Raw genomic sequence first — 12,884 nt, 5'->3', positions numbered from 1 at the left:
GCGGCATGGATTTCTAATCCAACATTGCCTCGCATTCACGGAAAGGGCGCCGAAAGGCGCCCTTTTTGTTTGCTTTATTTAGCGGGCTGCCCGGCTCAGACGGCGGCGTCAATGCGCCGTGTCAGCTCCCCTTTGGCAGGCAAGGCACCTTCAATCAGCGAAGCGACTTCATCTGCCACCGCCAGCACCGGGGCGCGGTCGCGGCTGGCGCGCGCGATCACCATCAGCCCTTCCAGCGACGATTCGACAAGCAGCGCCAGGGCGCGGGCGCGGCGCTCAGGCACCCCTGCCCTGACGAAGGCCGCCTGCAGCAGGCCTACCCATTGCTCAAAAGCCGACCGGCACAGTTCGGCCAACTCCGGCACGTCGGCCGGCGAGTCCAGCACCACCGGTGCGATCGGACAGCCGAGCGTGAACTGGTTGTCCTCCAGCATGCGTGCGACCGACTGGTAGATGTGGTGGACAGCCACCGCCGGATCTTTTTCGGCGGCCAGCTCTTCGGCAAGCCATCGAGACACCTTGTCCACGCTGTCGCGCGTCACCTCGATGACCAATTGGTCCTTGCCGCCCGGAAAATGAAAGTAGAGCGATCCTCTTGGCGCACCGGAGGCGCTCAAGATGTCGTTGAGCGAGGTGCCGTGATAGCCGCGCTGCCTCAGCAGCAGCGCCGTCGCCTCGATCATGCGGATGCGGGTGTCGTTCGCCATGTCAACCTCTGTCAGGAGTGAGCTTTATAGGCTTGCGCCGAATATGACAATCGGTCTATATAGTATGTAGATCAGTCTATATATTCGGCGTTTCATCGAAGAGGAGAACGACAAAATGACCATCCGTGAAGCAGAGGCCCAATGGCAGGGTTCGTTGAAAGAAGGCTCGGGCCGTCTGCGGCTCGGCAGCGGCGTCTTCGAAGGCGCCTATTCCTTCCCGTCGCGCTTCGAAAACGGTCCCGGCACCAATCCCGAGGAATTGATTGCGGCGGCACATGCCGGCTGCTTTTCAATGGCGTTGAGCGCCATACTGGGCAGCGGCGGCCATGTCCCCGTACGGATTCACACCGTCGCCAAGGTGCATCTCGGCACGAGCACGGCCGGACCGACGCTCACCCGCATCGACCTTGAAACGGAAGCCGAAATCCCGGGCCTGGCGCCCGAGGAATTCCAGCGCCTTGCCCAATCGGCGAAAGCAACATGCCTCGTCTCCCGGGCTTTGGCGGGCGTGGCGGATATCAGGCTCAGGGCCGACCTCGTCACGGCCGCCGCTGCGGAAAAATGAAATCAGGAGGTACCGAGATGAAACGGGATAGCATCATTGTCGTCCATCCCGACGACCAATCCAGACAGACGGCCGATATCATCCGGCGCTTCAACGACGTGTTCCAGCTTCATGATCCGTCGGCGCTCGCCGAGCTGGTGGCCGAGGACTGCGTCATCGAAAACACCGTGCCGGCGCCGGATGGCGCCCGCCATGCCGGCCGTGAGGCATGCGTGCGGCTGTGGTCGGCGATCGCCAGCGAACCCGGCACCCGCTTCGACGTTGAAGAAACGTTCGTCGCCGGTGAGCGGGCGACAATCCGCTGGCGCTACTGGCCCGCCGAAGGCAACTCCATCCGTGGCGTCAATCTGATGCGCGTTGCGGACGGGCTGATCGTCGAAGCGATGGGATATGTAAAGGGATAGCACCGGCGGCTCTACCGCTCGGTCAGCGCCAGTTTTGCGCCGAGCGCGACGAAGGCGCCGGCGAAGGTGCGGCGCATCCAGGTGAGCACCATCGGCCGCGACACGACATGGCTGCGGATCGAGGCGGCGAAGATGCCGTAGCCGACAAAGACGACGAAGGTCAAAAGCATGAAGACGGTGCTGAGCTCCAGCATTTTCGACAGCGCATGCGGTTCGGTGGTGCTGACGAACTGCGGCAGGAAGGCGACGAAGAAGATCGACAGCTTCGGGTTGAGGATGTTGATGAGGATGCCTGAGGTGATCACCTTGCCGGTCGTGCGCGGCGCGACATCCTGTCCGACGTTCAAGCCGCCGCTCTCCTTCAGCGTGTTCCACGCCATGTAGAGCAGATAGGCGACGCCCAGATATTTCAGCGTCTCGAAGGCGAGCGCGCTGGTGTGCAGCAGCGCCGCCAGACCGGTGATGGCGGCCGCCATGTGCGGAATAATGCCGAGCGTGCAACCAAAAGCCGCGATGATGCTAGCGCGCGCGCCACGCGAAAGTCCGGCGCTCAGCGTATAGAGAACGCCGGTGCCGGGCGAAGCCACGACGATCAGCGACGTCAACAAGAATTCGATGCTCACGATGCGTCCTCCGGTGACCTGCCGCCGGCAAGGTAGCCAGCGAAACGCGCGGGCACAAGCCAGCCCGAGGACCAGTACTGTCTCATTTCGAATTTCGGGTCACGACCCAAGGCGGAATCCCTCGGCGGGATTTTAATCCAACTCCCGTGGGCGACGTTTCGTAAGCTCGTTTCCTGAGGCAAACCTTGCACTGCTGGCCCTGCCATCATCGCATTGGCCTGACTTTGGACACCACCTTCGCTGCGAACGAGGCCAGTCCGGTGCCAGTCCGGAACACTTCTTGACCCGATGCCGTGTAAGCTACAAACTTGTCCTTGCGCCGTGACCACCTCTCCTGAAGCGGGATAATCGTCATGTGTCACAAATCCTTTGGATCGCAGGAGCTGACGAAAGGCAAGGTTGCGGCGCATGCCCTGTCCTGCGCCGCTGTGTTGTTCTTTGTTGCGCGCCCGGTTTTCACGATGCTTCGCTCTGGCAGACAAATGCTTGCGGCGGCTCTCCTGCTTGAACTTTGCGCCAGCGCGAGCGCCGATGACGTGCTTTTCGAAAACGTCCGTATCTTCGACGGGAAGGGCGCCGCACTTTCGGCTCCGTCGAGTGTGCTGGTGCAGGGCAAGCTGATCGCGCGGATTTCGACAAGTCCCATCGCGGCCGAGGGCGCGCAGCGCATCGCCGGCAACGGGCGAACGCTGATGCCGGGGCTGATCGATGCGCATTGGCACGCAATGCTGATTGCATCCACCCCGGCAGAGGCGATGGGCGACATCGGTTTCGCCAATCTTGCGGCCGGCGACGAGGCGACGGATACGCTGATGCGCGGCTTCACCACCGTTCGCGACGTGGGCGGGCCGGTGTTCGGCCTCAAGCGCGCGATAGATCAAGGCATCGTCGCGGGACCGCGCATCTATCCGTCCGGAGCCATGATCACCGTGACCAGCGGGCATGGGGATTTCCGCCAGCTCAGCGACTTGCCCCGGACGATCGGCGGCTTATTCACCCCCATGGAGAGGAACGGCGGCAGCATAGTCGTGGACAGCCCCGACGAGGTGCGTTTGCGTGCCCGCGAGCAATTCATGCAGGGGGCCGCGCTGCTGAAGCTGACAGCGGGCGGTGGAGTGTCGTCGCCCCACAGCCCGCTCGACGTCACCACCTTCACCGAGCCCGAACTGCGGGCCGCCGTTGAAATTGCCGAGAATTGGGGCACCTACGTCGCCGCGCACGCCTTCACCTCGGATGCGATCCGGAAGGCTGTCGCGGCTGGCGTCAAGTGCATCGAACACGGCTTCCTCATGGACGAGGCAACCGCCAAGCTGATCGCCGAAAAGGACGTTTGGCTGAGCTTGCAGCCGCTTCCCGAATTGATGAGGACAGGCCTCCGAGAGGGTTCGGTCGAGCGAGCCAAGGCCGATGAGGTGTGGCCAGGCATCGGCAGGACCTACGAACTCGCGAAGAAATACAAGATCAAGACGGCATGGGGCACCGATGTCCTGTTCTCCCGCGCGCTGGCGAAGCAGCAGGGAGCAATCCTGGCGTCGCTTGCGCGTTGGTACACGCCTGCCGAAGCGCTCGTCATGGCGACCGGGACCAATGCCGAGCTGCTCGCGCTGTCGGGCCTTCGCAATCCCTATCCGGGAAAGCTCGGCGTGATCCAAGAGGGCGCGCTCGCCGACCTCCTGCTCGTCGAAGGCAATCCGCTGGAGAACCTCGACCTAGTGGCCGATCCTGCCAACAACTTCAAAATCATCATGAAGGACGGCCTGATCTACAAAAACACGCTGACTCAGTGAGGAACGACTGAGCCGCCCGTCTCTACTCGACGCATCCGATTGCCTGGCCGCAGAGCGCTGGAATTCCACAGCCCAGCGACCAGGAATGGCCGCTTCCTACCCGAGGTGGAAATTCAAACTGAGACCTATCGGGGCCCGTTATCAGGGCGCCGGCAGACCATGTGCCTTGCGCGCCATCAGGCAGTCGTCGCCACCGGGCATGCAGGCGCGGCAGACGTCCGGCCGGACCTCGTAGATGCCGCAAATGGTCGACTTGCCGACCTCGCCGGAAAGTGCCGAGCAGCGCACGCCGTCGCAGCGCATGCCGGCTTCGTCGGCAGCCACATAGTCTTGCGGGATCCGGTCGAGCTGCGCGTCATCTTCGGTCGAGAAGCGCGGCCATTCGGCCGAATAGGAACAGCAAGCGCCACAGCTCTGGCAGTCGAAGAGAGGGGCGGCGCGCTCCTCCAGTGACGAAAAGTCTCCGGCGCTCGCCAGGGCGAGCAGCCCTGACGCAACAGAATTCATTCCGGCGTTGCTCGGCAAGGGCGCTATTTTTTCTTCCTGGTCTTGCGCGACGCCACGTCCGCCGGCGACTTGAACAGGTCGGTCGCTGCCTCGGCGGCGACATCGGCTTTCGGCGCGGCGGCCGGCTTGGCCAGCTTTGCGGTGGCAGCGGCTGCTGCCGGCTGATCCTTGGCGGAAAATTTTATGGCCATATCAATCCTCGTCGGAGAAACGCGATGATGGCGCATTCGGGTTGCGAAGCCGGCCGATCAGCGCCGAGACCGCCGTGATGTTCATTTCCTCGGGCGACCAGTTCCTGGCCTCCTCGATGTGCCGGGGTGCCAGTTCGCGATGCGTGCTGCCGCTATAGGCGGCATCCTGATGGGTGACGCGCTCATGGGTCTTGGCATTTTCACGGACATACTCGATCAGATAGTTCGGGCATTCGGAGCGGCCACGCACGCCGAGCCTGACCTGGGCATCGCCATGGGCGCGCTTGCACCGCTCGAGCTTTTCGAGCACGCGCCGGACATACTCGACCGGCTTGTCGAGGGCTCCCACGACATCGGCGATGGTCGAATCGGCGGCGATCGCCTCTTGCGGGACGCGCTTGGTGGCCATCAGCGTTTGCCCACGCGCTTCGGCGCGGCAGCGAGCGCGGCGGCTGCAGCCAGCTCGTCGGCTTCTTTCTCCAGGCGCAGTTCGCGCAGCCGCGCGGTCTTGGCTTCCCGGGCCTGGCTGACAGCATCCTGCTCGGAAATAATGCGGTTGAGCGACATGGACTGGGTCTGGGTCTTGCTGAAGATGGATTCGGCGTGGTCGCGGGATTTCTTCGAAGTGGCGGTCAAGGTCTTTCTCCCGGTTCGGAGCGTAATGCCGAAAATGGCGAGACTGGTCTTTCGACCAGGACCACGCACAAAGCAATACGGCAGTCGATTTCAAATTGCTGGAGCATCCTTAGCACGTTCAAGCGAACGCGCGGTGCTCTTTTCGAACTTTTGCGGCGCCCGAAACGCAAAAGGCCAGGCATTGCCTGACCTCCGCTGGAGCGCCGCGCGTCCGGTTGAACGCGCGTGCACTTGCTCATTCTGCGCATGATCCTTTCCGGAAACCGGTGTTTCCGGGGTCATGCGCTGGAATTTGCCGTTCACCGGTGCCAGTACATCCGTGGTCACCGGCGAGGCTGAATTCCGTTTTAGGCCGCCTTCAACTGATCGGCGGACATCTTGCCCGACTTGTTGTCGCGGACCATCTCGTAGCCGAGCTTCTGGCCCTCGACGATGTCGCGCATTCCGGCGCGCTCTACGGCCGAGATGTGGACAAAAACGTCGGCCGAGCCGTCGTCAGGCTGAATAAAACCGAAACCCTTGGTGGCGTTGAACCATTTAACTGTGCCTGTGCTCATAACGAACCCTTTCCGTGGCAAATATTCGCTCACCGTCATGCGAATGCACAACAGCGTTTGTCTCGATTTTGATGGGGGAAGTTCGTCAAAGGCGCGCCTGGACACGCGGATAACAAAAGTCGGTCAAACAAATATCGACGAATTGCTTTTAGACTTCTTTTGGCGCCGTGTCAATTTTTTGCTTTCGCCGTCTGCTTTCGTCGTCGGCGGGCCGATGGCGGCACGCTGGCTGCGCAGGCAATTCGACGGCGGATCTGACGCCGAAAACCGGGCCCAGCGCCAGCTGTTAAAAATGTAAAAAAAATCGCGCCATGCCGGGAACCATCTTGGCATCCGTGCATTTTAAACATCGCCAGCAGTTCATGAGAGCAATCTCAGGAAAGGCTGACACAAAGGACGCCTCCCGTGCAATAAAACGCGCGAGGGGCGTTCTTTTATGCCGAGTAGCAATCGCCATGGCGGTCAGGGCCAAAGGCCGTGACCTGTTGATTGACCGACGAGGCAGGGCTCCGGAACCGAAAACCCAGCCACCCGTTTCCCAAACAGCAGATTGATTCCGGGAGATGCGGCCATGGTGAACAAGAGTCAGATTGCGGGCCTAGCCAAGCAGCTCAAGGGCTCGGTGAAGAAAGCCGCCGGCAAGGCCACCGGCAACAGGCGCGTCCAAGCTGAAGGCGTGGCCGACAAGATCGCCGGCAAAATGCAGAAGGCCTATGGCGACATCAAGGACAAATTCAGGAAGGTGATCTGACCCCTGCGCTGCTGTTTCGATAGTGATGAGGAAAGCGGTTTAGCGGTCCGCTGTCTGCTTCAGTTGCCGTTAGAAATTCAGGCTCTTTGAGAAAGCGTTGGTGAAGGCGATCTCGCCATGGTCGCCAACGGCTTCGCTAAGCGCCACGTCCATGCTGTCGCCGCTCACCCGCGCCAGCGCGAAGCCGCCCATATAAGCGGCCTTCGGCTTGAACAGGTCGAGCCCATCGCCGCGGTAGATCATCGCTGTCTCGTGCTGGTGGCCATGGAAGATGCCGATGACGTTGTAGTCCTTCAGCGCCGCCAGCAGCGCCTGCCGGTCCGCCTCGCTCCACCAGTGCGGCGCACCAGCGCCTTCATCGTCGAAGGTTCCTTTGGCGGCATCCCACCGTTCGATCGAGAAAACATCCCAACCATAGTGCTGGAACAGGATGACGGGGCGGCCGTCCGCTGCATAGGTCGCCAGATCCTGCTTCAGCCATGGCAGGCCGGAGACCGCGCCGTGGCCGGTGTCGCCGGCGAAACGGTGCGTCTGGACGAGATGCAGGCCGCCCCAGTCCCACGAGTAGCAGTCGGTGTCGACATCGTAACTGGTCACCGGCACCGGCGGCTTGAAGAACACGCCGGCACGATGGTTGACCTCGACATAGTCGCGCATTTCGCGGCGGTACCAGTCGACGTGGTTTGGCGGGCCGTTCTGGTCGAGATCGTGGTTGCCGAGGCCGACATAGACCGGCACATGCACGCGATCGGGGCCGATGCCCTGCTGGAAACGCTGGCTGAACTGGAGCAACTGTGTGCCTTCGCTGGGCTGGATGACCTGGCCGCCGCCGTCGTCGGTCATGTCGCCGCCGACGACGAGGCCGAGCGGCGTGTCGATGCGGCTGCCGGCTGAGCGCAGGCCGGTGGCGATGCCGTTGATTTCGGCCGGCCAGTGCTTCTCGCCAATGGCGTTCAACGCGGCGATACTGCGCAGCAAGGCGGCGTCGGTCTTGCCTTCCTGCTGGCAATTGGGGCTCAGCCCGCTGGCCATGCGGCAGGCATGGACATCGGCGACGAACAGCAAGGTGGCGTCGACAGGCGCAATGCGCTGTCCGGTCTGTCCGAGTGCCGGTCGCGCAAGGACGCCGGCCGCGGCCAACCCTGCTCCCTGCGTCAGGAAGCTGCGCCGGGAGAGTGATCCTGCCGAGATGCGATTCATGGCGTGAAATTCAGCACAGCCGGCGCCTCTTCGTCCAGTTGCCGCGAACGGTATGTCGACACGCTGCCGCAGGTCTGGCATTGCTTTTCAGGTCAGGACTCAACTTGCGCGGGCAAACGCTATGAAGACTATATCCATCGCGACGGCACTTACCATCCTGGCGAGCGCCGCTCATGGTGCCGAGTGCATCGACGCCAAAGCCGCCAAGGCCGGATTCATTCTCGAAAGGCCCGGCATCCACAGCGAGTTTCGACCGGCGGCGGGTGGAATGGTGTCGGTCGCCAACGAATACCAATCCCAATCGCCGCAGACGCAGTTTCTGTTCGGCGGTCTGATCGAGGTGTTTCGCGACAGCGAGACCGGTCAGCTTGCGATGATCCCGTTTTCGGATCTCAGAAAGCTGTTTCCGCTCAAGGCCGGGGCGAAAAGCAAGACCGTGTTCGTCCGCCTCGCTGCAAACAAACAGCCCAAGGGCACCGAGACGCTCGAGATCAGCGTCAAAGGCAAGGAGACGTTCAGCCTGGGCGACTGCAAATACAACGTGCTAGCCGTCAGGCTTACGATCAAGAACGAGGCCGGCAAGATCCAGGATGGATTCACCGCGCTCTACGCGCCCGATCTGCAGGCCGTTCTGGCCAGGCGCTATGACGAGGGCACCAACGCCGAAAGCGTGGTCGGTTACGAGGTCATCAAACCGCTGCCGAATTAACTCCCGGCAGGGCAGAAGGCGACTGGCGCTCCGGCATCAAAAGGCTTTGTACTGCCGCAGCACCCTGCGACGTCGCTTCGCTCTTGCTGAGGAAATTCCCTGCTCCAGCGCGTTCAGGCAATCGCGCAGCACAGCAGAATCCTGCGTCGTCTTGGCCATCGACATGGCGCCGGAATAGGTCGCGACCGCGAATGCCGCGAAGCGCTGCGGATCGGTGTCCTGCTCCCTGCCCGCTTGCTGGTCGGCCCTGACCTTGTCGGCGATCGCCTGGCGCCACGCCGAAAAGATGCCGGCAAGGGCGGTGCGGAAATCCGGATCGGCAAGCGACAGTTCATGCGCCAGGTTGTTGAGCGGGCAGCCGCGCACGAAACCCTGTTGCTCCAGTTCCGCGGCCACTGCCTCGAACACGCTGCGCACGCCCTCGCGCGTCGAGCCTGCCGCCTGCACCGGCGCGATCCATGTTGCTTCGACGGCCGCGGCGACCCGCTCCTCGATCACCGCCAGGGCCAGCGCCTTCTTGGTCGGGAAGTGATGATGCAGCGCGCCGCCGGTGACGCCTGCCGCGGCCATCAAGTCGCCGAGGCTGGAAGCATGGTAGCCGCGCGCCAGAAAGGAGGCTTCGGCGACATCGAGCACACGTTTGCGCAGGCCTTCCGGGTCGTTGGTGCGCTTGCCGGGCTGCGCTTTTGGGCGAGCGGTCATCTCTGCTGACATTTTCCAACGATAGCAGATTGACAAAACAGGACAACCGGTCTGTTTATAAAACAGGATGAACGCCCTGTTTTGGAGATTGCGCGATGAGCCTGCCCCTGAATGCCGCGTCCAAATCCGGCCTCAACGCCTCGCCGGTCGTCGAGCTCAGGCAATACACGCTGAAACCTGGCCGGCGCGACACGCTGATCGGCATCTTCGACGGTCACCTCATCGAGGGTCAGGAAGAGGCTGACATGACCATCATCGGTCAGTTTCGCGATCTCGACCGGCCTGACATGTTCATCTGGCTGCGCGGCTTCGAGGGTATGGAAGCACGGAAAAATGCACTGACCGCGTTCTATGAGGGGCCCGTCTGGGCCGCCTGGCGCGACGCCGCCAACGCCACGATGATCTCCTCCGACGACGTGCTGTTGCTGAAACCGGCATGGCCCGGCGCCGGCTTCGATCTGTCGGGATCGCAACGAGCAGCCTTGGATGGTTACGAAGAACCAAGCGGAGACAATCGCTTGTCGGATATTGTTGTCATCAAGATTCATCATCTGCGGCACGGCGCCGAAGCCGACTTCGCCAGCCGCTTCAAAACCGGCGCGATTGCCGTGTTGGCGGCACATGGCGCGCGACCACTTGCTGCGTTTGTCTCCGAACATGCCGAAAACAGCTTTCCCCGCCTGCCGGTGCGATCAGGCCAAAATGTCTTCATCAGCGTCGCCGCCTTCGACAGCGCGGACGCCCACGAAAGCGTTGAAGCCGCGCTTGCCGCGGCGCCGGCCTGGCAGGCATTGCAGTCGAGCCTGGCCAGACCGACGGAAACGCTGCGCCTATCTCCAACCTCACGATCGCTGCTTGGGCGGTGAGAGAGGCGCTCCTTCAACCGATTTGCATCCTTGTCGCCCGCAATCTCCGCTTGAAGCCATTTGTGCAACGCGATAGGCCGTTTGCAAATTGCAATCCGGAGAGACATGTGAGCGCGCCAGAGACCAGAACCGAAACCGACACGTTCGGTCCCATCGAGGTCGCCGCCGATCGTTACTGGGGCGCGCAGGCGCAGCGTTCGCTGGGCAATTTCAAAATCGGCTGGGAAAAGCAGCCGGCGTCGATCGTTCGCGCGCTCGGCATCGTCAAGCAGGCGGCGGCCGAAACCAATATGGAGCTGAAGCGGCTCGACCCGGCCATCAGCAAGGCGATCATCGAAGCCTCTCAGGAAGTCATCGACGGCAAGCTGAACGATCATTTCCCGCTGGTCGTCTGGCAGACCGGCTCGGGCACGCAATCCAACATGAACGCCAACGAGGTGATCTCCAACCGGGCGATCGAACTGCTGGGCGGTGTCATGGGGTCGAAGAAACCGGTGCATCCCAACGACCACGTCAATATGAGCCAGTCGTCGAACGATACCTATCCGACGGCCATGCACATCGCCTGCGCCGAGCGCATCGTGCACGATTTGTTGCCGGCGCTCAGGCATTTGCACGCCGCGCTGGAGGCCAAGACCAAAGCATTCGCCCACATCGTCAAGATCGGCCGCACCCACACGCAGGACGCGACGCCCCTCACCCTTGGCCAGGAATTTTCGGGCTATGCCGCGCAGGTCGCCTCCTCGATCAAACGCATCGAGATGACGCTGCCCGGCCTGCAGGAACTGGCGCAAGGCGGCACGGCCGTCGGCACCGGCCTCAACGCGCCGGTCGGCTTTGCCGAGAGAGTGGCGGATCGCATCGCCGCGATCACCGGCATCGCCTTCGTCACCGCGCCAAACAAGTTCGAGGCGCTGGCGGCGCATGATTCCATGGTGTTCTCGCATGGCGCCATCAACGCCTGCGCCGGCGCCCTGTTCAAGATTGCCAACGACATTCGTCTGCTCGGCTCCGGCCCGCGCTCCGGCCTTGGTGAACTGTCGCTGCCGGAAAACGAGCCGGGTTCGTCGATCATGCCGGGCAAGGTCAATCCCACCCAGTGCGAGGCGATGACCCAGGTCTGCATCCAGGTGTTCGGCAACAATGCGGCCGTGACCTTCGCCGGCAGCCAGGGCCATTTCGAACTCAACGTCTACAACCCGCTGATGGCCTACAATTTCCTGCAGTCGGTGCAACTGCTCGCCGACGCCTCCATCTCGTTCACCGACAATTGCGTCGTCGGCATCGAGGCGCGGGAAGACAATATCAAGGCCGCCCTCGACCGTTCGCTGATGCTGGTGACAGCACTGGCGCCGACCATCGGCTACGACAACGCCGCCAAGATCGCCAAGAACGCTCACAAGAACGGCACAACCTTGCGTGAGGAAGCGCTTGCCACCGGGCTGGTCAGCGAAGCCGACTACGACCGCCTGGTTCGGCCGGAGGAGATGACGCATCCGGGATGATCTTGCGCTGATCGCAAAAACTTTACTGCGGTGAACAATCTGTAACCAAATCTGCATCTTTGGTGAACAGTCGCCCTGCTCTATGTGGGTGGGCACCACAACCCCTCCCGGAGAGAGCCCATCATGTCCACCAACACGTCCGTTGCCGGTTCCGGCACCGTTTCCAACGCCGCTTCCAACGCCTCAGGCAGCATCCTGCTCGGCCGTATCCTGCTTTCGGTCATCTTCGTGCTTTCCGGTTTCGGCAAGCTCACTGCGATCGCCGGCACCGCCGGTTACTTCGGCAGCATGGGTCTGCCGATGCCGACCGTGACGGCGATTGTCGTCGGTCTGCTCGAGCTGCTCGGCGGCCTCGCCATCCTCATCGGCTTTCAGACCCGGATCACCGCCTGGGTGCTGGCAATCTTCACCGTCGCCACGGGATTGGTCGCCCACACCGGCTGGGCCGATCAGATGCAGATGATCAGCTTCATGAAGAACCTGGCGATTGCCGGCGGCTTCCTCGTGCTGGCTTCCTCGGGCGCCGGCGCCTATTCGGTCGACGCCAAGCGCGGCTGAAGCAGTCCAGGAACCACTTGCAGCAAGGGGCGCGGAATTTTCCGCGTCCCTTTTTCGTTGTCGGTTTATCCCCGTCGATCAGCGGCCGGACTTTCTGCTAGGATGAGGTGTCGGGGTGAAGCCAACCGCCGCCGACGTCGGAGGTGACCAATGCCCCGCAATGCGCTGCTTCTGCTTTCGCGGCTGCTGCTCGCCGCTCTATTCGTTCCGTCCGGCTTTCACGCGCTTACCGACATTGCCGGCACATCGGGGTATTTTTCCGGCCTTGGCCTGCCGCTGCCGACACTCGCAGCCTGGGCGACGGGCCTGTTCGAAATGATCGCCGGACTGCTCATCCTCGTCGGCCTCAAGACGCCGATCGCGGCGCTCCTGCTTGCCGCTTTCTGCATCGCCGCAGGCTTCATCGGCCACTATGGCCAGGGCGGCGACGATCCGACGCTGACCTTCATGCATTCGCAGATGCTGATGAAGGACATCGCGCTATCGGGCGGTTTTCTGGCGCTGGCAATGGCAGGCGCCGGCGCCTACTCGATAGACGGGAGGATGCTTCGGATCGGCGCTGAAACGACTTGACCGACACAACTGCCGGACTGAGCCGAATTACTTGAACCGAGAC

At 62.3% G+C, this 12,884-nt stretch carries 20 protein-coding genes; 10 read left to right on the top strand and 10 right to left on the bottom strand.

The window, feature by feature from the left end; all coding sequences use genetic code 11:
* Nucleotides 1–95: 95 nt before the first annotated feature.
* A complete protein-coding gene (locus AC0L2B_RS02005; RefSeq protein WP_473743951.1) occupies nt 96–707 on the bottom strand; it encodes a TetR/AcrR family transcriptional regulator in 612 nt (203 codons plus the stop codon).
* Nucleotides 708–822: 115 nt separating this feature from the next.
* Between AC0L2B_RS02005 and AC0L2B_RS02000 the strand changes: the two genes are divergently transcribed.
* The gene (locus AC0L2B_RS02000; protein WP_473610597.1) at nt 823–1,272 is read left to right on the top strand and encodes an OsmC family protein; all 450 of its coding nucleotides are present in this window, start codon (nt 823–825) and stop codon (nt 1,270–1,272) included.
* A 17-nt stretch (nt 1,273–1,289) separates the two neighbouring features.
* On the top strand, nt 1,290–1,676 hold the full coding sequence (locus AC0L2B_RS01995) for a nuclear transport factor 2 family protein (protein WP_128169193.1): 387 nt from the start codon (nt 1,290–1,292) through the stop codon (nt 1,674–1,676).
* An 11-nt stretch (nt 1,677–1,687) separates the two neighbouring features.
* On the opposite strand, the gene AC0L2B_RS01990 is transcribed toward AC0L2B_RS01995, so the two are convergent.
* Nucleotides 1,688–2,299: a LysE family translocator gene (locus AC0L2B_RS01990; protein ID WP_473743950.1), complete on the bottom strand. Its 612-nt coding sequence runs from the start codon at nt 2,297–2,299 to the stop codon at nt 1,688–1,690.
* Between the two features lie 482 nt (nt 2,300–2,781).
* On the opposite strand from AC0L2B_RS01990, the gene AC0L2B_RS01985 reads away from it, so the two are divergent.
* Entirely contained in the window at nt 2,782–4,086 is a 1,305-nt protein-coding gene (locus AC0L2B_RS01985) for a metal-dependent hydrolase family protein (RefSeq protein ID WP_473743949.1), read from the top strand.
* A 141-nt stretch (nt 4,087–4,227) separates the two neighbouring features.
* On the opposite strand, the gene AC0L2B_RS01980 is transcribed toward AC0L2B_RS01985, so the two are convergent.
* The 6 genes from AC0L2B_RS01980 to AC0L2B_RS01955 form a co-directional block, all read right to left on the bottom strand.
* The gene (locus AC0L2B_RS01980; RefSeq protein ID WP_091590675.1) at nt 4,228–4,593 is read right to left on the bottom strand and encodes a YkgJ family cysteine cluster protein; all 366 of its coding nucleotides are present in this window, start codon (nt 4,591–4,593) and stop codon (nt 4,228–4,230) included.
* A gap of 23 nt (nt 4,594–4,616) precedes the next feature.
* Nucleotides 4,617–4,784, bottom strand: a complete 168-nt coding sequence (locus tag AC0L2B_RS01975) for a hypothetical protein (protein WP_287120983.1) — start codon at nt 4,782–4,784, stop codon at nt 4,617–4,619.
* A gap of 1 nt (nt 4,785) precedes the next feature.
* Entirely contained in the window at nt 4,786–5,193 is a 408-nt protein-coding gene (locus tag AC0L2B_RS01970) for a hypothetical protein (RefSeq protein WP_027155370.1), read from the bottom strand.
* Complete coding sequence (locus AC0L2B_RS01965; protein WP_128248410.1) at nt 5,193–5,420, bottom strand: hypothetical protein; 228 nt, start codon at nt 5,418–5,420, stop codon at nt 5,193–5,195. The genes AC0L2B_RS01970 and AC0L2B_RS01965 overlap by 1 nt, the downstream gene beginning before the upstream one ends.
* A gap of 90 nt (nt 5,421–5,510) precedes the next feature.
* The gene (locus tag AC0L2B_RS01960; protein ID WP_473743948.1) at nt 5,511–5,747 is read right to left on the bottom strand and encodes a hypothetical protein; all 237 of its coding nucleotides are present in this window, start codon (nt 5,745–5,747) and stop codon (nt 5,511–5,513) included.
* Between the two features lie 20 nt (nt 5,748–5,767).
* On the bottom strand, nt 5,768–5,977 hold the full coding sequence (locus AC0L2B_RS01955) for a cold-shock protein (protein ID WP_010915421.1): 210 nt from the start codon (nt 5,975–5,977) through the stop codon (nt 5,768–5,770).
* A 43-nt stretch (nt 5,978–6,020) separates the two neighbouring features.
* Here AC0L2B_RS01955 and AC0L2B_RS01950 point away from each other — a divergent pair, with 43 nt between their 5' ends.
* Both AC0L2B_RS01950 and AC0L2B_RS01945 read left to right on the top strand, forming a co-directional pair.
* Nucleotides 6,021–6,275: a hypothetical protein gene (locus AC0L2B_RS01950; protein ID WP_156941649.1), complete on the top strand. Its 255-nt coding sequence runs from the start codon at nt 6,021–6,023 to the stop codon at nt 6,273–6,275.
* A gap of 273 nt (nt 6,276–6,548) precedes the next feature.
* Nucleotides 6,549–6,728 carry a CsbD family protein gene (locus tag AC0L2B_RS01945; RefSeq protein ID WP_091590669.1) on the top strand — a complete coding sequence of 60 codons (180 nt, stop codon included), beginning with the start codon at nt 6,549–6,551 and terminating at the stop codon, nt 6,726–6,728.
* Nucleotides 6,729–6,797: 69 nt separating this feature from the next.
* Here the strand turns inward: AC0L2B_RS01945 and AC0L2B_RS01940 are convergent, their stop codons facing one another.
* Nucleotides 6,798–7,928: a metallophosphoesterase gene (locus AC0L2B_RS01940; protein ID WP_473743946.1), complete on the bottom strand. Its 1,131-nt coding sequence runs from the start codon at nt 7,926–7,928 to the stop codon at nt 6,798–6,800.
* 121 nt (nt 7,929–8,049) lie between these two features.
* On the opposite strand from AC0L2B_RS01940, the gene AC0L2B_RS01935 reads away from it, so the two are divergent.
* Nucleotides 8,050–8,637, top strand: a complete 588-nt coding sequence (locus AC0L2B_RS01935; RefSeq protein WP_473743945.1) for a hypothetical protein — start codon at nt 8,050–8,052, stop codon at nt 8,635–8,637.
* A gap of 36 nt (nt 8,638–8,673) precedes the next feature.
* On the opposite strand, the gene AC0L2B_RS01930 is transcribed toward AC0L2B_RS01935, so the two are convergent.
* A complete protein-coding gene (locus AC0L2B_RS01930; protein ID WP_473743944.1) occupies nt 8,674–9,339 on the bottom strand; it encodes a TetR/AcrR family transcriptional regulator in 666 nt (221 codons plus the stop codon).
* A gap of 95 nt (nt 9,340–9,434) precedes the next feature.
* Here AC0L2B_RS01930 and AC0L2B_RS01925 point away from each other — a divergent pair, with 95 nt between their 5' ends.
* From AC0L2B_RS01925 to AC0L2B_RS01910, 4 genes are all read left to right on the top strand, one after another.
* Nucleotides 9,435–10,205, top strand: coding sequence for an NIPSNAP family protein (locus AC0L2B_RS01925; RefSeq protein WP_473743943.1), 771 nt, complete (start codon nt 9,435–9,437; stop codon nt 10,203–10,205).
* Between the two features lie 107 nt (nt 10,206–10,312).
* Nucleotides 10,313–11,710 (top strand): class II fumarate hydratase, encoded by a 1,398-nt coding sequence (fumC, locus tag AC0L2B_RS01920; protein ID WP_473743942.1) that lies wholly within the window; start codon nt 10,313–10,315, stop codon nt 11,708–11,710.
* A gap of 123 nt (nt 11,711–11,833) precedes the next feature.
* A complete protein-coding gene (locus AC0L2B_RS01915) occupies nt 11,834–12,268 on the top strand; it encodes a DoxX family protein (RefSeq protein WP_287243980.1) in 435 nt (144 codons plus the stop codon).
* Between the two features lie 150 nt (nt 12,269–12,418).
* A complete protein-coding gene (locus tag AC0L2B_RS01910; protein ID WP_473743940.1) occupies nt 12,419–12,841 on the top strand; it encodes a DoxX family protein in 423 nt (140 codons plus the stop codon).
* The last annotated feature ends 43 nt before the right edge of the window (nt 12,842–12,884 follow it).

It is taken from the genome of Mesorhizobium sp. WSM4815 (genome assembly GCF_055811575.1).
This window is presented reverse-complemented; position numbering and strand designations above follow the sequence as displayed.

Bases quoted from the DNA above. Each gene is read 5' to 3' on its own strand.
- AC0L2B_RS01950 (WP_156941649.1), top strand. From the start codon at position 6,021: ATGCACAACAGCGTTTGTCTCGATTTTGATGGGGGAAGTTCGTCAAAG.
- AC0L2B_RS01975 (WP_287120983.1), bottom strand. From the start codon at position 4,784: ATGGCCATAAAATTTTCCGCCAAGGATCAGCCGGCAGCAGCCGCTGCC.
- AC0L2B_RS01915 (WP_287243980.1), top strand. From the start codon at position 11,834: ATGTCCACCAACACGTCCGTTGCCGGTTCCGGCACCGTTTCCAACGCC.
- AC0L2B_RS01970 (WP_027155370.1), bottom strand. From the start codon at position 5,193: ATGGCCACCAAGCGCGTCCCGCAAGAGGCGATCGCCGCCGATTCGACC.
- AC0L2B_RS01910 (WP_473743940.1), top strand. From the start codon at position 12,419: ATGCCCCGCAATGCGCTGCTTCTGCTTTCGCGGCTGCTGCTCGCCGCT.
- AC0L2B_RS02005 (WP_473743951.1), bottom strand. From the start codon at position 707: ATGGCGAACGACACCCGCATCCGCATGATCGAGGCGACGGCGCTGCTG.
- AC0L2B_RS01995 (WP_128169193.1), top strand. From the start codon at position 1,290: ATGAAACGGGATAGCATCATTGTCGTCCATCCCGACGACCAATCCAGA.
- AC0L2B_RS02000 (WP_473610597.1), top strand. From the start codon at position 823: ATGACCATCCGTGAAGCAGAGGCCCAATGGCAGGGTTCGTTGAAAGAA.
- AC0L2B_RS01925 (WP_473743943.1), top strand. From the start codon at position 9,435: ATGAGCCTGCCCCTGAATGCCGCGTCCAAATCCGGCCTCAACGCCTCG.
- AC0L2B_RS01940 (WP_473743946.1), bottom strand. From the start codon at position 7,928: ATGAATCGCATCTCGGCAGGATCACTCTCCCGGCGCAGCTTCCTGACG.
- AC0L2B_RS01930 (WP_473743944.1), bottom strand. From the start codon at position 9,339: ATGACCGCTCGCCCAAAAGCGCAGCCCGGCAAGCGCACCAACGACCCG.
- AC0L2B_RS01955 (WP_010915421.1), bottom strand. From the start codon at position 5,977: ATGAGCACAGGCACAGTTAAATGGTTCAACGCCACCAAGGGTTTCGGT.
- AC0L2B_RS01945 (WP_091590669.1), top strand. From the start codon at position 6,549: ATGGTGAACAAGAGTCAGATTGCGGGCCTAGCCAAGCAGCTCAAGGGC.
- AC0L2B_RS01985 (WP_473743949.1), top strand. From the start codon at position 2,782: ATGCTTGCGGCGGCTCTCCTGCTTGAACTTTGCGCCAGCGCGAGCGCC.
- AC0L2B_RS01935 (WP_473743945.1), top strand. From the start codon at position 8,050: ATGAAGACTATATCCATCGCGACGGCACTTACCATCCTGGCGAGCGCC.
- AC0L2B_RS01980 (WP_091590675.1), bottom strand. From the start codon at position 4,593: ATGAATTCTGTTGCGTCAGGGCTGCTCGCCCTGGCGAGCGCCGGAGAC.